Source organism: Bradyrhizobium sp. SZCCHNS30572 (assembly GCF_032484415.1).
Lineage (GTDB): Bacteria > Pseudomonadota > Alphaproteobacteria > Rhizobiales > Xanthobacteraceae > Bradyrhizobium.
On sequence record NZ_JAUESY010000001.1, the window covers coordinates 950,823 to 972,340 of the forward strand.

General features: G+C 61.5%; 16 protein-coding genes and 2 pseudogenes. 11 read left to right on the forward strand and 7 right to left on the reverse strand.

Annotation, left to right across the window (positions count from 1 at the left end):
• The first annotated feature begins 130 nt into the window (after positions 1 to 130).
• Genes QX048_RS04735 through QX048_RS04760 form a run of 6 tightly spaced genes read left to right on the forward strand, consistent with a single transcriptional unit; the run spans position 131 to position 6,197 of the window.
• A complete protein-coding gene (locus QX048_RS04735) occupies positions 131 to 1,897 on the forward strand; it encodes a CocE/NonD family hydrolase (protein WP_315754072.1) in 1,767 nt (588 codons plus the stop codon).
• Positions 1,894 to 2,427, forward strand: coding sequence for a GAF domain-containing protein (locus QX048_RS04740; RefSeq protein WP_315754074.1), 534 nt, complete (start codon positions 1,894 to 1,896; stop codon positions 2,425 to 2,427). The genes QX048_RS04735 and QX048_RS04740 overlap by 4 nt, the downstream gene beginning before the upstream one ends.
• Positions 2,424 to 3,224 (forward strand): ABC transporter permease, encoded by an 801-nt coding sequence (locus tag QX048_RS04745; protein ID WP_315754076.1) that lies wholly within the window; start codon positions 2,424 to 2,426, stop codon positions 3,222 to 3,224. The genes QX048_RS04740 and QX048_RS04745 overlap by 4 nt, the downstream gene beginning before the upstream one ends.
• A 20-nt stretch (positions 3,225 to 3,244) precedes the next feature.
• Positions 3,245 to 4,297 (forward strand): ABC transporter ATP-binding protein, encoded by a 1,053-nt coding sequence (locus QX048_RS04750; RefSeq protein ID WP_315754078.1) that lies wholly within the window; start codon positions 3,245 to 3,247, stop codon positions 4,295 to 4,297.
• Positions 4,298 to 4,329: 32 nt separating this feature from the next.
• Positions 4,330 to 5,358, forward strand: coding sequence for an extracellular solute-binding protein (locus QX048_RS04755; RefSeq protein WP_315828349.1), 1,029 nt, complete (start codon positions 4,330 to 4,332; stop codon positions 5,356 to 5,358).
• Positions 5,359 to 5,366: 8 nt separating this feature from the next.
• Positions 5,367 to 6,197 carry an ABC transporter permease gene (locus tag QX048_RS04760; protein ID WP_315828350.1) on the forward strand — a complete coding sequence of 277 codons (831 nt, stop codon included), beginning with the start codon at positions 5,367 to 5,369 and terminating at the stop codon, positions 6,195 to 6,197.
• Positions 6,198 to 6,289: 92 nt separating this feature from the next.
• On the opposite strand, the gene putA is transcribed toward QX048_RS04760, so the two are convergent.
• Positions 6,290 to 9,988: a trifunctional transcriptional regulator/proline dehydrogenase/L-glutamate gamma-semialdehyde dehydrogenase gene (gene putA / locus QX048_RS04765; RefSeq protein WP_316172773.1), complete on the reverse strand. Its 3,699-nt coding sequence runs from the start codon at positions 9,986 to 9,988 to the stop codon at positions 6,290 to 6,292.
• A 146-nt stretch (positions 9,989 to 10,134) separates the two neighbouring features.
• Between putA and QX048_RS04770 the strand changes: the two genes are divergently transcribed.
• A complete protein-coding gene (locus QX048_RS04770; RefSeq protein WP_315754084.1) occupies positions 10,135 to 10,605 on the forward strand; it encodes an Lrp/AsnC family transcriptional regulator in 471 nt (156 codons plus the stop codon).
• A gap of 340 nt (positions 10,606 to 10,945) precedes the next feature.
• Here QX048_RS04770 and QX048_RS35200 read toward each other — a convergent pair.
• A pseudogene (locus QX048_RS35200) lies at positions 10,946 to 11,113 on the reverse strand (ion channel); the annotation flags it as partial.
• Between the two features lie 223 nt (positions 11,114 to 11,336).
• On the opposite strand from QX048_RS35200, the gene QX048_RS35205 reads away from it, so the two are divergent.
• Positions 11,337 to 11,585, forward strand: a complete 249-nt coding sequence (locus QX048_RS35205; RefSeq protein WP_409998687.1) for a helix-turn-helix domain-containing protein — start codon at positions 11,337 to 11,339, stop codon at positions 11,583 to 11,585.
• A 251-nt stretch (positions 11,586 to 11,836) separates the two neighbouring features.
• Here QX048_RS35205 and QX048_RS04775 read toward each other — a convergent pair.
• From QX048_RS04775 to QX048_RS04795, 5 genes and pseudogenes are all read right to left on the reverse strand, one after another.
• Positions 11,837 to 12,821, reverse strand: a pseudogene (locus QX048_RS04775) (NAD(P)H-dependent flavin oxidoreductase).
• A 209-nt stretch (positions 12,822 to 13,030) separates the two neighbouring features.
• On the reverse strand, positions 13,031 to 13,627 hold the full coding sequence (locus tag QX048_RS04780) for a nitroreductase (RefSeq protein ID WP_410051205.1): 597 nt from the start codon (positions 13,625 to 13,627) through the stop codon (positions 13,031 to 13,033).
• Positions 13,628 to 13,736: 109 nt separating this feature from the next.
• Entirely contained in the window at positions 13,737 to 14,714 is a 978-nt protein-coding gene (locus tag QX048_RS04785) for an NADPH:quinone oxidoreductase family protein (RefSeq protein ID WP_315754088.1), read from the reverse strand.
• 513 nt (positions 14,715 to 15,227) lie between these two features.
• Positions 15,228 to 16,463 carry an ABC transporter substrate-binding protein gene (locus QX048_RS04790; protein ID WP_315754090.1) on the reverse strand — a complete coding sequence of 412 codons (1,236 nt, stop codon included), beginning with the start codon at positions 16,461 to 16,463 and terminating at the stop codon, positions 15,228 to 15,230.
• 76 nt (positions 16,464 to 16,539) lie between these two features.
• Complete coding sequence (locus QX048_RS04795) at positions 16,540 to 17,748, reverse strand: CaiB/BaiF CoA-transferase family protein (RefSeq protein WP_315754092.1); 1,209 nt, start codon at positions 17,746 to 17,748, stop codon at positions 16,540 to 16,542.
• A 130-nt stretch (positions 17,749 to 17,878) separates the two neighbouring features.
• On the opposite strand from QX048_RS04795, the gene QX048_RS04800 reads away from it, so the two are divergent.
• The 3 genes from QX048_RS04800 (at position 17,879) to QX048_RS04810 (ending at position 21,507) form a co-directional block, all read left to right on the forward strand.
• Positions 17,879 to 18,853, forward strand: a complete 975-nt coding sequence (locus tag QX048_RS04800; RefSeq protein WP_315828351.1) for a helix-turn-helix domain-containing protein — start codon at positions 17,879 to 17,881, stop codon at positions 18,851 to 18,853.
• 100 nt (positions 18,854 to 18,953) lie between these two features.
• The gene (locus tag QX048_RS04805) at positions 18,954 to 20,207 is read left to right on the forward strand and encodes a cytochrome P450 (RefSeq protein ID WP_315754096.1); all 1,254 of its coding nucleotides are present in this window, start codon (positions 18,954 to 18,956) and stop codon (positions 20,205 to 20,207) included.
• A gap of 91 nt (positions 20,208 to 20,298) precedes the next feature.
• Positions 20,299 to 21,507 carry an acetyl-CoA C-acetyltransferase gene (locus tag QX048_RS04810; protein WP_315754098.1) on the forward strand — a complete coding sequence of 403 codons (1,209 nt, stop codon included), beginning with the start codon at positions 20,299 to 20,301 and terminating at the stop codon, positions 21,505 to 21,507.
• Positions 21,508 to 21,518 lie beyond the last annotated feature (11 nt).

The following is a 21,518-nucleotide window of genomic DNA, read 5'->3' on the forward strand; positions in this document are numbered from 1 at the left end:
TCTTTGCAGCTCAAGTGGAAGCCCAAATGATGGGCATGTGAGAGCCGCAATGACCGTGTGTGCCGAAACCGATCGCGCCTGGCAGATGGCCCCGGGCGACTATGTTGAGCGTCGACCAGTGACGTCCCGCTTGACGGAGCCTGTCTCGTGCTACGTCACGATGCGCGATGGTTGCCGCATTGCCGTGGACGTCTATTTGCCCGAAGCCATCGACGGCGCGGCACCCGACAAATCGTTCGCAACGATCGCTCTGTTCACCCCGTATTATCGCCGCTTCAAGCTGCGGCCGGGCGGGAGTGGCGAGGTCAATCCCAACACCGGTAAGTTCCGCGATTTCTTCGTGCCACGCGGGTATGCGGTGGTGGTGGTCGATGTCCGTGGCACGGGCGCCAGCTTCGGCACCCGCGACAGCTTCCGCTCCCCCAAGGAGCGCGAGGACAGCCGCGAGATTGCCGATTGGATCGTGGCCCAGCCCTGGTCCAACGGCAGCATCGGCGCCACCGGCGTGTCCTATCTCGGCGCGGCGTCGGACTTCCTGGCCAGCACGGGTCATCCGGCCGTCAAGGCCATCGCGCCGCTGTTTTCGGTGTGGGACACCTACACCGACAACTACTTCCCGGGCGGCCTTCAGGTCACGTCGCTGACGCAGATCTATGATGAGCTGCTCATCGGCCTGGATCATGATCGGCGCGACGTGCTCCAGAAGTTCTCCTACTACAGCAATCCGGATTTCGAAGGCCCGCAGCCGGTCGATGCGGATACCGACGGCGTTCTGGTGCGGGAAGCGGTCCGTGAGCATCTGGCGAACTTCCGCCAGACCGATTTCATGGCGGAGTTCAAATTCCGCGAAGAAGCGCTTGTCTACGATCCCGGCTTCAGCTCTGCCTCGTTCAGTCCCTATGCGTTGTCTGCGGGCGTGCGGCGCGACGTGGCGATCCTGTCGGTCTCCGGCTGGTGCGACGGGGCCGGCTACATGAATGGTGCGATCTCGCGCTTCCTGACCATGAAGGACAATCCGCGCCATCTCCTGCTCGGCCCCTGGGACCATGGCGCCCGGATCGACATCTCGCCCTGGCGGACCTCCGAGGTCGTGGATTTCCCGCTTCTCGGCGAAGTCTTGCGATTCTTCGATACCTATCTTCTCGGGTGGGACACAGGCCTTAAGAACGAGGCCCCGATCCACTATTTTTCCCTCCATGCGCAGGCATGGCGAGCGTCTCGCGCCTGGCCGCCGATTGAAGCGCAGCGGACACTGTTCCTCACGTCCGGCCACGGTCTCGGCGACACCGCCACCCATGGCGGCGCGGAGTCCTACAAGGTCGACTTCACCCTCGGCACGGGGCAGCAGACGCGCTTTGAGCGCATCGCGGGCGTCGATAGCCGGAGCTACTACACCGACTGGCAAGGACGCACCGATCGGATGCTGAGCTACACCTCGGCGCCCCTGGTCGAGGCCATGGAGCTCGCCGGTCATGGCGTTGCGGATATCTGGCTATCCTCCAGCGAGCCCGATGCGGCGCTGTTCGTCTATGTGAGCGAAATCGAAGCGGATGGCACCGAGCGCTACGTGACCGAGGGACTGCTGCGGGCTCTGCACCGCAAGGAAACCCCGGCGCCGGACAGCTATAGCACCACCTGGCCATTCCGGAGCTTCTCGCGGGCCGATGCGGCACCGCTGGTCCCCGGCGCCTGGGAGTGCATCCGCATTCCATTGCTGCCGACCGCCTGGCGTTTCGCAGCCGGCAGCCGCATCCGTCTGTCGATTGCCGGCGCTGACGCCGATCATTTCGCGCAGGTGCCGCACGGCAGGCCTCCGCTCCTCACGGTGGCGTTTGGCGGCGAGCGCCCATCGGCACTGCATCTTCCGCTTGTTGCAAGCCGGGGACCTGGCGCATGAGCACCCGCGACGCGCTTCAGTATAGTAGCTCCATGGCGCCGCTCGCGGCATTGGCGACTGCGCTGGCCGAGCGGGACCAGCCCGGCGCGAGCCTGCGCGTGCTGGACCGCCTGCTCGCCGCGGCCGTCGGCCACAAGCTGTTTACGGCTCTGCTCTACCGGCCGGCGGACGGTGTCGCCGATCGGCTCTATAGCAGCGCGCCGGATCGGTTTCCGGCCCAGGGTTCAAAGGCCTTGGAAGAAGCCCCCACCATGCGCCGCGTGCTCATGTCGGGCGTGCCCTATATTGGTCGAAACGCCAGCGACATTGCACGCGACTTTCCTGATCATGAGAAAATCCTCGCGCTCGGATGCGCAAGCATCCTGAACATGCCCGTGCGCTGGAACAGCGAAGTCATCGGCCAGATCAACCTGCTGCACGAGGCGGGGCATTTTCACGACGGGCATTTGCCCATCGTTGAAATGCTGGCGCAAATGGTCGTCCCGGCATTTCTCCTCGCAGCTCAGCAGGCACGGAGGGGCGGGCCATGACGTCGAGCCGTCTCGCTCATCGCACATTGGTGGCGATCGCCTATGTGCTGATGCTTGCGCCAGTGGTCATGGTGATCATGACCAGCTTCTTCCGCGACGAGATCGTGTCGTTTCCACCGAGCGGCCTGACCTTTCGCTGGTACTTCAATGCCTGGACCCGGCGCGAATTCGCCAATGGCTTTCTGCTCAGCCTGCAAGTGGCGCTGATCGCAACCGCAATTGGCGTCGCGTTCGGCACGGCAGCGGCGCTTGCGCTGTCGCGCAGCACCATCGCGGCGAAGTCGGCCATCAATACGCTTCTGCTCGGTCCGCTGGCGGTGCCCGGCATCGTCGCCGGAACGGCGTTGTATCTGTTCTATCTCAAGCTGGAGAACAGGCTCGACCTCGACATCGTCGGCACCCTGCCGGGCCTGATCGCGGCCCACGTCCTGCTCACCATCCCCTGGACGGTGCGGGTGGTGACCGCCAGCCTGCAGGGCTTGGACACCATCGCCGAAGAAGCGGCCGCCAATCTCGGCGCGCGCCCCTGGACCGTGTTTCGCCGCGTGACTTTGCCGATGCTGCGGCCGGGGATCGTTGCGGCGACCATGTTCTCCTTCATCCAGAGCTTCGAGAGCCTCGAGCTGACCCTGCTCCTGGTGGGCGCTGGCAAGACCACGCTGCCCGTCGCGATGCTCAACTATCTCGAATTCCGCATGGATCCGACCCTTGCCGCGGTCGCGACGGTGCAGATCCTGGTCGTCGCGGCGCTGATGCTCGTCACCGACCGTTTCGTGAAATTGTCCCGGGTCGTCTGACCCTTTGAGGAGGATACACCGTGGGCACGCTCCGTCTCGAGGGACTGCGCAAGGAATACGGACTATCCGTCGCCGTCGAGCGCGCGGACATCGCGATCGCCGAAGGTGAACTGGTTTCGCTGCTCGGCCCCTCCGGCTGCGGCAAGACCACTACGCTGCGGATGGTCGCCGGCTTCATCGAGCCGACCGCCGGCCGCGTCGTCATCGCGGGGCAGGACGTCACGCGCACCGCGCCCTACGCTCGCCAGACCGGCATGGTCTTCCAATCCTACGCGCTTTTTCCGCACATGAGCGTCGCCGACAACGTCGGGTTCGGCCTCGAAATGCGCAAGGTCAATCGCGCCGACCGCGATCGGCGCATCGCCGAGGCGCTGAAGCTGGTTCGGCTCGACCATCTGGCGGATCGCATGCCACGCCAATTGTCGGGCGGCCAGCAACAGCGCGTAGCGCTTGCGCGAGCGCTGGTCATCAATCCCGCCGTCTTTCTACTGGACGAGCCCTTGTCCAATCTCGACGCCAAGCTGCGCGCCGATGTGCGTACTGAGATCCGCGCCCTGCAGCAGCGTCTCGGTCTCACTACCCTGATGGTGACGCACGATCAGGAGGAGGCGCTGACCATGTCCGACCGTCTGGTGGTGATGGAAAGCGGGCGCGTGCGGCAGATCGGGACCGCTGAAGAGCTCTACGAGCAGCCCGCGGATGCCTTCGTCGCGGATTTCGTCGGACGCTGCAACATCATCACCGGCACCATCGAGGGCCAGGCGCTGCGAAGCGCAGGCGGCAGCCTGCTGCCCTGCGATGTCGCGGCGGCTCCCAGCAATGCCAGTGTGCTGGCTCTGCGGCCGGAGCGCGTCGCGGTCCACGCCGCTCCCGACGCTGTCGGACTTCCCGCGCGGATCTCCGGCATCTTCTATCTCGGTGCTCAAACCGAGTACCGGCTCGAACTCGACGGCGTAGCGCTCACCGCCATTCGAGCGACGCCGGCCGCCGGCGATGCCATGCGTCAGCTCAAGACCGGAGACGTGGTTCGCGTGAACTGGGAGCCGGCTGCTGCACGGCTGATCCTCGCCTGAAAATAGAAAATCCAATCCAGAAGGTTACGACAATGACCGCACTCACCCGTCGTGGATTTCTCGGCGCTGCCTCAGCCGCCGCTCTGCTGCCAGGCATGGCATCGGCCCAAAGCCGCCAGGTCACCGTTGGGACCTGGGGCGGAGACTTCGGCGATCTGCTGCGCGAAAGCGTTGACATCGCCATCATGAAGCCGACGGGTATCGACGTTCTTCAGGACGTATCCAGCCCTGTTCCGCGCCGGACCAAGCTGCTCGCCGAGCGTCAGAGCCGGCGCGGGAGCATGGATGTCGCCTGTCTCGCAGATTTCGACATGTTCGCCGCCGCTCAGCGCGACGTGCTCGAAGGCGTCTCGGAGCAGGTCGTGCCGCGGACCGCCAAAGTGCTGCCGTTCCTGCGCAAGCCGAACTCCATTCCTCATATCTATTCGGCCCATACCATCGTCTACAACACGAACCGCGTGCCCACGCCGCCCAGGTCGATCAACGATCTCTGGGATCCGAAATATCGGGGCAGGGTCGGCCTCTCCGATTTCCTCTTCACCACCAATATGGCGTTTGCCGCGATCGCCGGCGGCGGCTCAATGAACGACTTCGAGCCCGCCAAGAAGAAATTGATGGAATGGCGGTCCCTGGACGTGAAGGTATTGGCCTCCACGGAAGCCGTCGCCGCGGCCCTGAAATCCGAGGACATCTGGTTCACCATCATCGCGGCCGCGCGGGGCTTCATGTGGAAACAGGCCGGGATCCCGCTGGGCCATGTGATCGCCGAAGAGGGGGCTTTCCCGACGATCTATGAGGCTGCGGTTCCCAAGAACGCACGCAACAAGGAAGATGCTTTCAAATATCTGAACTCCATGCTCGAGCCCTCGTCGCAAATCGCCTTTGCCACCAAGATGGGATACGTCCCGACCGTCACGGACGCACCGCTGCCGCCCGAGCTCGACAAGCAGATCAACTTCTCCGAGGCCGAGCGGGCGCGCCTCTGGACGCCGAACTTCACCTATCTCGTGGAGCAGCAGGCCGCCTTTCTCGATTTCTGGAACAAAGATTTCAAGGGCTGAGGCGCGATATGGCGATCTTCATCCTGCCTGCCGGTCTTCTCGTCTGTGTGCTCCTTGTCGCGCCGATGGTCATGATGGCCCGCATCTCTCTGAACCATTTTGACGCGGCCTCGCTGATGATCGAGGCCCTGACCGGTGAGAACTATCTGCGCGCGGTGGCCGACCCCTACTATCAGCGCGTCCTGCTGATGACGTTGGGCGTCGCCGTCCTCTGCACCCTGGTCACGGTGATCCTCGCGTTTCCTGCGGCCTACTGGCTGTCGCGGATGGATAGCAAGCTCAAGAGCCTCGTGACCATCCTCACGATGTTCCCGCTGCTGGTCGGCAACGTGGTTCGTTCGGCAGGCTGGATTGCCCTGCTGGGAAATGACGGGTTGATCAATGCCACGCTGCAGGGCGCAGGCCTCGGCACGGCTCCCCTGAAACTGCTCTATACCCCCGGTGCCGTGGTCATCGGCATCATCGGCATCGTCCTGCCCTACATGGTTCTGACCCTCTCCGCGGTGATCGAGGGCATTCCGCGCCAGACAGAGGAGGTCGCAGCCAATCTCGGGGCGCGGCCGTTCACCGTGTTTCGGCGCGTGGTCCTGCCGCTGGCGATGCCCGGCGTCATTGCAGGTGGGGTCATGGTGTTCATCCTGAGCATGAACGCCTATGCCACCCCCGTCCTGCTGGGAGGGCCACAGTTCCAGATGATGGCCCCGGCGGTCTACGATCAGTTCAACCGTGTCAGCAACTGGCCTTTCGGCGCCGCTCTCGCCTTCATCCTGCTCGCCGTCACGCTGATGATGACCATCGTCGGAAGCGCTGCGCTCGCCCGCAAGTACAAGGCTGTGTAGCGGCGTCGATCTTCAGGCTGCTTGGCCAGGACGTACGTCTGCTGCGATCGCATCTCGAAGTGCACGCGCGGGAAGCGCGTGCGCTCGACGTCCTACCCGATCGTCATCAGGCTCGCATTGCCGCCGGCCGCGGCCATGTTGATCGACGTCGACACCTCCTCCAGCAGCCATTGGATATTGTAAGCATTCTGATTTCGGGCAATTTCGTTTGCTGAAGCTGCCTGAACCGGCACGAGTGGTCCCGGGATGGCGGCGATCCGCTTGCAGACGGACTGGACGCGCTCGACCCCGCGCTCGACCAGGGCGCCCCCGAAGAGACCGTGAGCGTCCCAGTCGGTCGACCAGGACACGCGGCCGGCCAAGTGTGGCGGTAGCCCCGCCAGCGAGCTCTGCAATCCCGATGCAGCGTCGATTATCGCGTGATTGCCGGTGGCGATGACTGCGCCAAGCTGATGATAGAGGCCGGTCACCGTTTCGGGTGCCAAAAGGATGAGGCCTCTCGGATGCAACGCGTAGACGTTGCGTTCACCGACGGGCCCGGGGAGCTCGACCTCATGCCAGAGCGCGGAGACTTGACCGAAATAACGAGCCGCGTCGGCGGCCGCGTTCGCCCCCTTGTCCTCAAGCCACTTCGCCCAATCGAGAAGCGCCGTGTTGGTGTTGTTGGAGCTGGGCTGCAGCGCGATCGGGGAGGGCGTGACAAGTCGCCCCAGATATTGCGGGCCGCCGGCCTTGGGGCCCGTACCGGACAGTCCGCGGCCGCCAAATGGCTGGACACCGACGACAGCGCCAATCACATTGCGGTTCACGTAGATGTTTCCTGCTTTGACGCGATGTGTGACGTGCGCGATCGTTGCGTCCAGACGTGTATGCAGGCCAAAGGTGAGGCCATAGCCCGTTGCATTGATGTCGTCGATCAGGGCATCGAGATCTTCACGGCGGTATCTCAGAACGTGAAGAACAGGTCCGAAGACTTCCCGTGTCAGATCAGAGAGCCTATCGAGTTCAATAATCGTTGGAGATACGAACGTGCCATTGGTGGTGTCCGCGCTCTGGCCGATCCGTTCGACCGCGCAACCCAAGCCGCGCATCGTCTCAATGTGCTCCTCGATCGTCTTCTTTGCTTCCGACGTGATGACCGGACCGACATCGACCGACAGGCGGTCTGTGCGCCCCATGGTCAGCTCACGCGTTGCGCCTTTCAGCATGTTCAGAATGCGATCCGCAACATCTTCCTGGAGACAAAGGACCCGAAGAGCCGAACAGCGTTGGCCAGCGCTATCGAAGGCCGATGCAATCACGTCACCGACGACCTGTTCTGCAAGCGCCGAAGAGTCGACAATCATCGCATTCTGCCCGCCGGTCTCTGCGATCAATGGGATCGGCCGACCTTCCATCGAAAGTCGGTTTGCAAGCTCCGACTGGATCAGACGCGCGACCTCGGTCGATCCAGTGAACATCACGGCCGAGATCGCCGGCGAGGCGACCAGAAGGGCGCCGACGCGGCCATCACCCGGCACCAGTTGCAGGACGTCGGCCGGAATACCCGCTTCATGCAGGATGCGAACGCCTTGGGCCGCGATCAGCGGGGTTTCTTCGGCAGGTTTTGCCAACACCGGATTGCCGGCGACCAGTGCGGCTGAGATCTGTCCGATGAAAATCGCCAGCGGGAAATTCCACGGGCTGATGCAAACGACCGGACCAAGCGGCTTTTGAGCCGGGCCGAGGGTGCGGCGTGCTTCCGCTGCATAATAGCGCAGGAAATCGATCGCCTCGCGCACCTCGGAGATCGCATTCGGCAACGACTTGCCGGCTTCACGCGAAATCAGGCCGAGAAGGGTGGGCATCCGATCTTGCATGAAATCGGCAGCCCGGGTGAGGCATTCGGCGCGCTCCGGCGGTGGTACGGACGCCCAACTCGCGGCTGCAGCGGAAGCCTGCTCAGTCGCCCGCAGCACATCGTCGTCCGATGCGTCAGTCACCCAGCCGACGATGTCGCGGCGATCTCCGGGATTGCAGATCGGACGTGCTGGAGCGCTCGCCTCGTTGGTCGTGAGTCGAGGTGTCGCCTTCCATTCGATGCCGGTGCTCGCCTTCAACGCGCGTGTGAGCGACGCGAGGATGGCTTCATCGGTCAGATCAAGGGCTGCCGAATTCGTTCGACTGCTTCCAAACAGCTCGGCCGGCAGTTTGATCTTGCTGTGCTGTGCGCCCATCGTCGCCATCGCCTTGACGGCTTCCACGGGATCGCTCACGAGGTCGTCGACCGATATGTTCGGGTCTACGATGCGGTTGACGAAGGAGGAGTTCGCCCCGTTTTCGAGCAGGCGCCGAACGAGGTATGCGAGAAGGGTCTCATGCGTGCCAACCGGTGCGTAGATCCGCACAGGGCGGTTGAGCTTGGCGTCACCGACGACCTCTTCATAGAGCGGTTCGCCCATGCCGTGCAGACACTGGAACTCGTATTGCCGGGGCTGAAAATTCTGACCGGCCATATAGTAGATCGTGGCGAGGGTCTGGGCATTGTGGGTCGCAAACTGGGGGAAGATCGCGTCGGGTGCTGCGAGCAATTTTCTGGCGCAAGCAATGTAGGAGACGTCCGTGTAGACCTTGCGCGTGTAGACGGGAAACCCGTTCAGCCCATCAACCTGGGCGCGCTTGATCTCAGCGTCCCAATAGGCGCCCTTGACGAGGCGGACCATGATGCGGCGGCCGGCGCGGCGCGCAAGATCGACGATGTAGTCGAGTACGAATGGGCAGCGCTTGCCGTAGGCTTGTACGACAAACCCCATTCCATGCCAGCCTGAGAGGTCCGTATCCAGGCAGAGCTGTTCGAGAAGATCGAGCGACAATTCGAGCCGTTCTGCCTCCTCGGCGTCGATATTGAGGCCGATGTCGAATCGCTTGGCCAGGAGTGCCAGCGCCTTCACCCTGGGTAGGAGTTCATCCATGACGCGCGTGGACTGCGCCCGGGAGTAGCGTGGATGCAGTGCGGACAGCTTGATCGAGATGCCCGGGCCCTGATAGACGCCGCGTCCTGCGGACGCTTGTCCGATCGCGAAAATCGCGTGTTCGTAGTCCTTGTAGTAGCGTTCGGCGTCGGCGGCGGTCATTGCCGCTTCGCCGAGCATGTCATACGAGTAGCGAAAGCCTTGTTGCTCTAGAGAGCTCGAATGGCGGAGCGCCTCCTCGATCGTCTGGCCTCGGACGAATTGTTCTCCCATCATGCGCATCGCCATGTCGAGGCCGCGACGTATGACCGGCTCGCCGCAGCGCGCGATCAGGCGAGCCAGTGCGGAAGCCAGACTGCCGTCGCTGACGGTCGAACTCAATTTGCCGGTGACGACGAGTCCCCATGTCGCGGCATTGATGAACAGCGACCGTCCGCCGCCAAGGTGCGACGTCCAGTCACCGGTGGCGATCTTGTCGCGGATCAGTGCATCGCGCGTCGGCGTATCGGGGATGCGAAGCAGCGCCTCGGCAAGGCACATCAGAGCCACACCTTCCTGGCTCGACAACGCGTACTCCTGAACGAGCGCCTCGACTCCGGAACGTGTTTGCTTGGCGCGCAGCTTTTCAATGAGACGTCGTGCGGTCTCCGTCGCCGCCGACTGGAGTCTCGCCGGGAGTGTTGCGGCCGCCACGAGTGGGGGCAGGCACTCCGTTTCCGGACGCCGGTAGGCCGCCGTGATCGCTTGACGCAATGCGCGCTGCGGATGGATCGGCGGAGCGAAGTTGGAGAAGACTGCATGCCGGTCCGCCTCGGAGTCGCTTTGCGGAAGAACAGTCATGGTGGAGTTGGACATCACCTCAGCCTTCATCTGACGCTTGATCGAACCGAGTTAGAAATAGCATTGGCGGCTCCGGCTTTCAGACTTTGTTTCTGCCGAAATATGGTATTATCGACCTTTCATCTGGAGCAAGTCGGTCCAATCGCATGGCGAAAACGCAGGAAAATAGTGAAATAGACCAGTTCGATGGGCGAATTCTGCAGGCCTTGGCCGAAGATGGCCGGATGTCGGTAACCGACCTGGCCAAGCAGGTCGGCCTATCCAAAACGCCGTGTCAGGTGCGATTGAAGCGCCTGATGGACGACGGCTACATCGTTGGTTTCAGGGCCGTGCTGGATCCACGACGGCTCGGACTGGAGCACGTTGCTTTCGCGGAAGTCCGGCTTTCGGACACACGGGAGAAGGCGTTGACCGAGTTCAACTCGGCGGTCATGAAGATCAAGGAGGTGGAAGAGTGCCACATGATCGCAGGTTCATTTGACTACCTGCTGAAGGTTCGAACCGCTGATATCAAAAGGTATCGGCAGGTATTGGGCGAAAAGATTTCGAGCCTTCCGCATGTGTCGAATACGTCGACATTTGTCGTCATGCAGTCTGTGAAAGACAGCGGATTATAGTCGGGCGGCGGAGGACGTCGCATCGTCGTCGGCCGTGACTTTCCGCCACGGACAAGGCCACGCCGCGAAATCTCGGAATCGTTTCATCGAGCGGTCGATCTCCGCGCCGTCCCGTCACCCAACTGCCGATCTGAAACAACGCATAGTCGGCCGCGGGGGGAGATTGTTCTCGATCTTGCCGATCTTGCGGCCAGAATCGCTAGCCCTGATCAGCAATCAGCGAGAACCTGAAACCAGGCCGTTATGAGCGGGCCTGCTTGCTCGAAGGTCTTGAAAAACATTGACGTTTTTCGTGGCGTCGGCTCACGAGCTTCCACGTTCGTTCACGGTGTAGCGGTGGTCAATCGGTGGTCGAATACTGAAGGCGGCGCTTAACTTCGGTGGATCTTCGGCCGACGAGCCCAGTAGCATTAAAAAAAGGAGCCCAATGGCCCATCACAAGCGACCGCGCCGCGGCGGTCTTCGGCACGATATCGCCATAGCCAACTGTCGCTATTGTGATGGTGCTGAAATAGAGCGCTGTTCATAGCCCATCCAGGTGCTGTTCAAACGCGCTATGCTGAAGAGCCTCAACGAGGCGATAAGCAATGGCGAAGGCGTAAATCGTCAAGAAATATGAGGTCGCGCCAGCTCCCGCCGCTACGACCGCCCGGATGGGCACATCCAACCGCCCGAACGAACTCAGATCTGGATAAAACTTGGGGGCAAGGTCAGGAGACAGAGGCGAAGGGGTGTCGATTGCTTCATCCAAGCCATTTGGAGAACCGAGGTCGATTCCGTTCGTTCTACGGCTCACCTGCACGATTAACGAAGCATGCGAGATCACTGGCTTGGGACGCACGAAGCTTTACGAGTTGATTGGGACAGGGGATCTCATTACTACAACCGTAGGACGTCGGCGGTTGGAACTCGTGAGCTCGCTCCAAGCACTGCTCGACGTGAACCCGTCGGAGCCTGGAGGTATGAGAAAGATTTGGTAACAGTTCGCGCCTTGTGAGACTTGGCCGCGTTTGTCCGTCTTTTTCCATTCCAATCCACTAAGTGGGTGAGGGTAATTTTGTGGAACCGCTGGTCCGTGAATCTCCCAACCAGTTGAATAAAAGAGATATTTTGCGCCGTCTCGCGGACTCCCTCTCCGCCATTTGCACGACGTCGTGCGCCAAACTACGATTTCCTGCGACACGGTTCGCCTGCTGATCATGCGTTGACTGTCGCGCGGCGGACCAGTTCGTCACGTTCGCAGTTGCTTGCTGCTTCGGACTAGATCCGAATTGACCGACGCTACATATTCTCTGGCGATCTCGTCGATCAATTCCGCCGCTCCCATCACGGAGCGCACGCCGGACACGGAGTGGCCTGCGCTCCAGACCTCGGCCCAACGACGCGGGCCGCCCGACTTGGTCCCAAACACCTCCTTGGCACGCTCTTGCGAAACGGACTCATCCAAATGAGCGGGATCGAGACCGGCGTCGACGATCGAAGGACGCAGCATGCTCGCCTCGAGTCCGGTGAAGGCCTTCGTCAAGATCACGTCATCCATGGTGCTGTCGATGAGCATTTGACGATAGGCGTCACTCGCCATGCTTTTCCCGCGTGGCGATGAAGCGCGTTCCCATATAAGCAAGGTCGCAACCGAGCAGCTGCGCAGCAGCCAACGCGACGCCATCGCCGCCCGCAAGAACGATCGGTCCGTCGAAGATTGCTCGGACGGCTCGGACGAAGGAAAATGGATTTGCCCAGCCGGTCTGGCCGCCCGCCCCGGCACTCAACAGGATCAGCCCATCCGCCCCGGCCTTGATTGCTTTCTCTGCGTGATTCAGAGACGCGATATCGGCGAATACGAGACAGCCTACATCCTGCAGCGGTCCAACGGCCGCTGCAGGAGACCCGACGCTGGTGATGACGATCTCCACCTTGTGGCGGACGAGACAAGCAAGGTCTTCCTGGAAGCGCGGCTGCCGCACGATCAAATTGGGGCAGTGTGGTGCAGCCTGATGACCCAAGTCTGCAACGCCATGCTCGATCGCTCTCAGCCAGTGATCGAGTTCTTCGACCGATCCAGCGTTGGCAGTGGGAAAGGCGCCGATCGCCCCCGACCGGCAAACCGCCGTGACGAGGTTGACGCCCGATACCCGGAGCATCGGAGCGGCCACCAAAGGCAGGCGCAACCGCGATGCGATCTTCGAGGGCAGGCCGGTTCGGTTCGTGAGAGTCATGTCGCCTTAAGTTGCTCTTGGAAGAGCTATCCTGCGCTTGCGCCGAGCTCTGTCATTGGAGTCTAAGCGCCAGCGCTGCACACGACAGGACCCTTGGAGCACCTTGCTCCAAGGGTCATTCGCGAAGGGATGGTGCCGCCATGATAGCGAAGCCCCTTCAGACCCAACATGAAGGTGGTCGTGTCGATGATTTCATCGTGCCCCGCAAGTCAGAAGCCTCGAAGCGTCGCAAATTCCGATAAGTCGGCGCGCTCCGTGCGAAGGCTGTTGATGGGATGCTCAGCATCCGCGTAGCCGAGAGCCATGCCGCAAAAGATCATGAGATGAGGCGGCAAAGCGATGAATTCGGCTATCGTCCTGTGCCAGATTGCCCACGCTTCCTGCGGGCAAGTGGCCAATCCCTTTTCGAAGGCCAGCAACATGACGGATTGCAAGTACATGCCAAGATCAGCCCACTGTCCCGGCTCCATCTCGCGATCGATGGCAAAGAACAAGCCGACCGGAGCGCCGAAAAATCCAAAATTCTTCGCGAGCTGCTTCAGGCGCGCGGCCTTGTCCTCGCGTGGAATTTCAATTGTGCGATAAAGATCTTCGCCGTTCTTGAAGCGTCGGGTCCTGTACGGCTCCTTCAGCTCGGGTGGATAGATGTTGTATTCTGCTTTTTCGCCCATTGGGTTGATCTTCATCCGCTCGGCGACGAGCGACCTGAACCGTTCGAGCTCTTGACCAGCCAGCGCCCAGACATGCCAGGGCTGAAGGTTGCCGCCCGAAGGCGAACGACCGGCCGCCAGCAGGATATCCTTCACGATCTCTCCCTGGACCGGCTTATCCAGAAACGCGCGGACCGACATTCGTGAGTTTAGGGCGTCGGAAACTTTCATAGGTTGTCCTCATGCAAAGCGTCGAAGGCGATCGTCAATCGATCCGAACAACCATCTTTCCCAGTGCGGAACGCGTGGTCATTGCCTTGAAGGCATCGCGGAAATCCCGAAAGGCGAAGATCTTCCCTACGACCGGAAGGAGTGTCTTTTCGCTCAACCAGGCGAATAGCTGGGCAATCAGTTGGTCGCGCACGTCCGGTTCGCGGCGGCCGATCTGAGCGAGGTCGACGCCCAGCAATGCGCCTCCTTTCAGAAGTGGTAAATTGAACGGCAGCGCGGGAATGCTGCCGGCCGCAAACCCGACGACAAGATGACGCCCATTCCAGGCGATCGAACGGAATGCCTGCAGACTCAGGTCACCGCCCACCGGGTCAAAGATCACGTCGACGCCGCGGCCACTGGTGAGAGTCTTTATCTCGTCACGCCAGCCGTCGACGGTGTAGTTCACCACTGCGTCGGCGCCGTACGCCGTCGCAAACTGCCGTTTCGCCTCAGTCGATGCGGCTGCTATGACCGAGGCGCCCAGTAGCTTTGCGACTTGTACCGCGGCGATGCCAACCCCGCCGGCTGCGCCAAGCACCAGCAGCGTTTCGCCCTGACGAAGCGTTCCCCGCACCTTCAGCGAATAGAGCGCTGTAAGATAATTCGCAAAAAACGAAGCGCCAACTTCCGGTGCCACGTCTTCCGGCCTGACGAAAAGCGCTGAAGCTGGGAGGCAAATATACTCAGCAAGCCCACCCGATCTGGCCATACCGATAACCGGCGTCCCTGGTGCAAAGCCTTCCACGTCCGGGGCGACTGCATCGACTGTGCCGGCAAACTCTGTGCCCGGTGTGAAGGGCAGGGGATCCCTGGTCTGATATAGGCCCCGGACCTTCAAGCCGTCCACAAAGCCAACGCTTGCAGCCTGTATCCGGACACGAACCATCCCAGGCGTTATGTCCGGTTGAGCCACATCCTTTAGAGCGACATTGTCGATGGCTTCGTAGTTCTCGACGACGACTGCTTTCATGATAGCCTCTTACGGAATTGGAGTGCGTATAATTGATCGAACGCAAGATTTTCGTTTCTTTTCGGTCGAGGCGCCGCAATGACGGGCCTGCGAATATCATCCGCAAATGTATCGCGGCGGTTCCGACGCCTCCGGCTGGGCGCGGGACGAGCATCTGGTCGCCAGCTTGTAGCTTGCGCCCTCTGTCAGCGCAGAATGGGCCGTGAGATATCTGCGCAAAATGAGGCCCTGCCTCGGCGGAAGTGCCATCCAGCAGGATTAGTGCTGCTTCCGCTGGAACGGCGACGTACTCGGCGAGTGCGCCCGAGCGATAAATTCCCATGACCTGCATGCCCCCGGGGCATACTCGGTCACCCCCTCTCCGACGCTTCATGAGATAGAGGTCCTGCACCTTGAGGCCATCGACGAAACCGATTCCCAGGGCTCGCAGACGCACGCGCGACGATGGCGTGAGCCGAGGCATGGGATCTGCTTCTCGCATTTGCGTTGGGAAAGCACAGGACCGAGCTCACCTCAGTTGGTCCCGGCGCTTCCGACTTCGCCGTCGATCAGCTCTCCGAGAGGCTGCCACCTCTGACCGTCGAAGCGAATGAGTTGCATCTGTTCGACTGGAAAATAATCCTTAGCAGACGTATTGATCTTGATGCCGGGCAAGAGCATCGGAACGTCCAGGTCCCTTAAGTTCGCGGCCTGCCGCATGATGTTGTCGCGCGTGGGGTTGTCGCCGCATCGCTTGAGGACTTCGAGCAGCGTGTGCGCAACGGCGTAGCCATAGACGGTGACGCGGTCTGCCTTGTCCCCATCTGGAAGATACCTGTCCATGAACGCATTCCAACCTCTCGTGGCCGCGTCGTTGCTCCAGGCGGGATCGCTGGGGTCCTTTAAATAGGCATTCGAGATGATCCCCTTGGCGTTCTCCAGACCTGCAGGACGGAGCACACTCGCCACGGAGGTGGAGACGCCTGCGAGGAAGACGACCGGCCTCCACTCGAGTTCTGCAAGCTTGCGGATGGCCTGAGCGCTTGCTTTCGGCGTGGTCCAGGACACGAAGATGTCCGCGCCGGAGTTTCTCAGCCGCGCGATGTGAGCGTCGATCGTCGGTTCCGACAATTCAAATGACGATTCGGCGACGATCATCGAGGCCCTTTCTCCCAGCCCATCGCGCAAACCCTTCGCCTCGTCGCGCCCTCCGTCGTCATTCTGCCAGAGCATGGCAATCTTCGCGTTCGGATAGTTCTGCAGGATGTATTTTGCGTAGGCGCGCCCTTCGCTCTGGAAATTTGGCTGCCAGCCCATGGTCCATGGAAAATGGTCCGGATCGCCCCAGCGGGTGGCATTGCTTGCGACAAAGAGCTGCGGCACCTTCCGGGCATTCAAGAATTTCTGGATCGCCGCGTTCGAGGGCGTTCCAACCGACTGGTAGATCATGAGCACCTCGTCGCTCTCGACCAGCTTTCTCGCCTGCTCCACGGCCTTCGGCGGACTGAACGCGTCATCGTAGCTGACGAAAGTGATCTTCCGCCCGTTGATGCCGCCTTCATCGTTGACCTTGCGGAAAAACGCTGCAGCGACGCGACCGATGATGCCGTAGGCTGATGCGGGCCCGCTATAGGGAGCGAGATTTCCGATTTTGATCTCTTGGTCTGTGGCGCCCGGATCGTACTTCTTTTCGGTTGCATTGGCCGGTAGAGCCGCGAGGCTCGCCGCCAACCCAACGGCGGCGAAATAGGGCAGGTATCTTCGTGGCATGGTTGATCCTCCCATCGACATAACTCAGCTCGGTTACGACCGATTTGGAACAGTGGGCCGGGACTTCGGCCGTCAATCAGCCGACAACGCCAGATACTTTCAGGCGAGCAATGTCCTCGTCGGAATATCCAAGCTCCTCCAGGATTTCCCCACTGTGCTGGCCCAATTCCGGTGCGGGGTTTGGGGGCCTCTTCGTGATACCGCTTATTCGGAACGGGCTGTCCACGATTGCGCCATGCCCCGGCATCCACTCGGCTCTGACAAGCGCACCGGCATGATACATCTGGTCGTCGCCGACCAGATCTCCGGCCTTGGCCACGATCGCCGCGGTCAGGTCAGCCGCCTGAAAGATGCGTTGCCAATCGGACGAGATGCGGCTCGCAAACAGGTCGTCGAGAAGTGCCACAAGCTCGGCCGCATTGGCGCGCCGTGTTGCAAGCGCCGAAAAGCGTGAGTCCTCGATTAAGGCGGAGCGGCCGATTGCGTGGCAGAAGCGCGGCCAATCGCGTTCCTCCTGCACCAGACTGATCATGAACCAGCGGTCGTCAGCGCACCGATAGAAGCACGTCAAAGCGTTCCGGGTGGCCTTTCGGGGGAGGCGGTACTGGATCTCGCCACCGCACAGGACCGCCTGGATCGATGCCGCATTCGACCAGACTCCGTTGGCGAGCAGCGATGACGTGACGCAGCTCCCCCGGCCCGTGCGCTCCCGGTAAAGGAGCGCCGTGACAATCCCGGCGTAGAGGGTGACCGCTGTCGGCTGATCGCCCATCCCCATAGTGGGTGCCGCAGGAGAGCTCTCGGGGTCGGGGCGTACGCTATCGGCCAATCCCGATCGAGCCCAATAGGCATGGGCATCGAAGCCCGGTCTTTCAGCTTCGGGGCCTGTCTCCCCGTAGCCGGTGAGCGCCGCATAGACGAGACGCGGATTGATTTCCGAAAGCTGCTCATAGCTGATCCCGAGCCGAGTGCGTGAAGCCGGAGACTGGTTGGTAACGAAAACATCGGCGGAACGCACGAGCTGCCCCAGGATGGTTCGACCAGTCTCGGTCTTGAGGTCCAACCCCAGCGTACGCTTGTTGCGCGCGGCAACTGTCCACGCGTAGTTATGGTCGGCTTTTGGCAGGTTAGGAAGACGACCGAGGACCCGCTGCGGATCGCCGGCGCCGACCGGCTCGATCTTGACGACGTCCGCACCGAAGTCCGCGAGGATCACGGCCGCCGCCGGGCCGGCGACAAAGGTGGCGCTGTCAATGACTTTCAGACCCTGGAACACGCCAGCCACCAGATCCTCCCTGCCGCCAAGCAGACTTGTTGCCGGCCATCCAGATGACAGCCAGATCTTTTGATTGGCATCTACCTAACACTCTTGACGCAAAGGTTCAACCATTCATAATTGGGACCTGGAGAGCAGAATGCCCTACGGCCCCGTCCATTCGATTTCCGCGATGCACCGGCGCTTCACGTCGCCGGACGAATGGCACTCCGCTATCGAGCCGCACTTCGCGGGAAGCTGCTACACGAGGCGGGCGCATTCGTTCTCTGTGTGGGGACGACTTGAGCGACTGGGCGATGCACTGCTGGTTGACAACTATGTTGCCGCATCTGGACTGGGCCGCGCCAACGACACGTACGGATTTTCGATCGATCCGACCGAGACGGGAAGCTGCTTTATTTTGCTGCAGCGATTCGGAAGCGCATTCGTGAAGCAGTCTGATCGTGCGACGGAACTCCGGGCCGGCGAATGGGCCATCTTTGACGCTTCCGTGCCGACTTCATTTCTGATTCCGGACGGCAGTCGAACGATCGGGGTGACCGTTAGTCATCGATACTGCGAACATTGGCCGCGCTCTCAGCTTGGCGGAACCCGCCTCGCGAGGTCGGCTGAGAGCCGGGTTGCACTCTCAATGATTTCCGAGGCCCTGGGGTCTCCCGAATGGCCGAATTTGCGGGTTCAGGCTTCGATGGAAGTTCTGTTTATGGATGCTGTGGAAGCAAGTCTGCCTGCGAGCGCTGCCAAACGGAGCGCCTTCATCCCGAACGCTGCGAAAATCGACCAAGTGAGACAGGCCATTGAGGTTCAGTTGAGTAATCCCGATCTCAGCCCCGACGGCATCGGCCGATCTGTCGGCCTGTCCCGCCGCTCGCTGTACCGGCTCGTCCGCCGGATCAATCAGACGCCTATGGGGTTGGTCCAAGAGCTACGTCTCGCGCGAGCTGCGCGATTGTTGCGAGATCGCGCGGAGGAACCTCAGAGCATCACCGACGTGTCGTACCTCGTCGGCTTCGTCGACCCCGCGCATTTCAGCCGGGTGTTTCGGGCACGGTACGGTCAATCGCCCAGGCAATGGTCGTCGTCCCGCACCGACGGGCAGGCCGCTGCGAGATAAACTTGGCACCGTGCGTCACGTGCCTGGCGCTGTGAGGCAGGTTTGATTTTCGTGCCGATGTTAGGGTGTCAGAAAATAATCAAACATCTGGAGGAGACCGATGGTCGAACGGATCGATGACCAGGTCGTAGACCCTGTCACATACGGAACGCCCCGCAAGTACGACGAAATCTTCGCCGAACTGCGGCGAAGCGACCCCGTGCGATGGACAGAACCTGCCGGCTATCGGCCATTCTGGACCATCGCGAAGCACAGCGACATCCTCGAAATCGAGCGGCAGAACGACAAATTCATCAACGATCCGCGTAATAGCCTCGTGCCGATCGAGGAGGAAGAAAGACGAGTCCGCGCGGGGAACGCGAAATTAGTCAGGACGCTCATCACCATGGACGAGCCCGACCATCGTGCTTACCGCGGCATCACACAGGCGTGGTTCATGCCGGTGAACCTGCGCAAGATCGAGGGGGAGATCAAGAATCTTGCCGGAGAGTTTGTCGCTTTGATGGACGAGCGCGGTGGCCGGTGCGATTTCGTCAACGACGTCGCGCTTTGGTACCCGCTGCGGATCATCATGACGATCCTCGGCGTTCCGCGCGAAGACGACGCCAAGATGCTCAAGTTCACGCAAGCTCTGCTCGCTTCGTCTGACAAGGATTTGTCGGGAGGAAGCAACAACTTCCAAAGCCGCCAAGTCGCGGCTCAGGAGTTTTTTGCTTACTTCGGCGCTATCGCGGAGGACCGTCGCAGGAACCCGAAGGACGATCTCGCCTCGGTAATCGCCAATGCGTCGGTCGGCGGCAATCCGGCCGGAGTCTTCGAGAGCCTCTCGTACTACCTGGTCATTGCGACCGCGGGCCATGATACGACAAGTTCGGCGATGGCCGGTGGATTGCATGCGTTGATCGAGCATCCGGCGGAGTTCCGTCGGTTGCGCGAGTCGCCGGAGCTGCTGAATTCCGCAGTCGAAGAGATGTTGCGCTGGACCTCGCCGGTGAAGCACTTCTTCCGCACGGCGACTCAGGACTATCAGCTTCGGGGCAAGCAGATCCGTGCCGGCGATTCGCTCATGATGTGCTTTCCATCCGGCAATCGCGACGAGGAGGTTTTCGTCGATCCTTTCGCGTTCCGTGTCGATCGGACGCCCAACCGCCATATCGCTTTCGGGCACGGCGTGCACCAGTGCCTTGGCCTCAACCTTGCGCGGATGGAGATGAAAGCGCTGTTCACGGAAATTGTTGCTCGGGTGGACTCGATCGAACTGGCGGGGGAGCCCGCGTGGATTGAGGCCAATCTGGTCAGTGGCCCGAAGCGGTTGCCGATCACGTACCGTATGAAGAGCTGCCCGGTGCAGTGATCAAGCCATCGCGTGCCGGATGGTCGAGGTGCCGTGCGTTGCCGCGGGGGCGCTCCGACATCATCTTTCAGACCGACTTCAGGAATCAGAAATGAGTGAAGCGATTATCTTCGATGCGATCCGCACGCCGCGAGGCAAGGGAAGGAGGGACGGCGCGCTGTACGAAGTGGGGCCGGTTCAACTCCTGGCCGGGCTGATGCAAGAGCTGGAGCGGCGGACTGAAATCGACACCGCGCTGATCAACGATGTTCTGATCGGCTGCGTGCAGCCGTATGGCGAGCAGGGTGGCGTGATCGCCAAGACCGCCGCGCTCGCCGCTGGATGGTCCTGGACGGGGCCGGGCCTTCAGCTCAACCGTTATTGCGGCTCGGGCCTCGATGCTGTGAATCTGGCAGCGCAGAAGATCCGTTCCGGGTGGGACGACTTGATCGTCGCCGGTGGCGTCGAATCGATGTCGCGCATGGGCATCGGCGCAGCACCGAGTGTGCGTGATCATCAGCCGCGGTTGTCGTTCGAGCTAAAGATGATTCCGCAGGGTGTGAGCGCGGACTTGCTGGCCACGCTCGATGGTCGGACGCGCGAGGATGTCGATGCCTACGCGCTGCGCTCGCAACAACTGGCGGCGCAAGCGCGCGCCGAAGGCCGCTTCGATGGATCTCTTGTGCCGGTGCGCGATATCAATGGCGTCGTCCTGCTTGCGGCGGACGAGGCAATCAGGGCAGATGCGACCGTGGAGGGGCTGGCGAAGCTCATGCCGTCCTTTGCCGAGATGGGCGAGTTCGGCGGTTTCGACGCCATCGCAATGTCGAAATATCCTCAGGTCGAGGAGATCAGGCACGTTCATACGGCCGGGAATTCCTCGGGCATCGTCGACGGCGCTGCGCTCATGCTGATCGGCAGCGCCGAAAAGGGGAGCGAACTCGGCCTGAGGCAACGCGCGCGGATCATCGCGACGGCCGCGCTCGGCGTCGAACCGACGATCATGCTCACTGGGCCTGCACCGGTCGCGGAAGCGGCGCTCCGCAAGGCGGGGTTGAGCTTCGAAGACATTGATCTCTACGAGGTCAACGAGGCGTTTGCGAGCGTAGTGTTGCGCTTCCTGGATGAAACGAAGGTGCCGCTGGCGAAAGTCAACGTCAACGGCGGCGCGATCGCGCTTGGGCATCCGTTGGGCGCAAGCGGATGCGTGCTGGTTGGGACGTTGCTCGACGAGTTGGAGCGGCGCGAGCTGAAGCGGGGCCTTGTCACATTGTGCGCAGCTGACGGCATGGGCGTCGCAACTGTCATTGAACGTGTTTGATTGGGGATTCG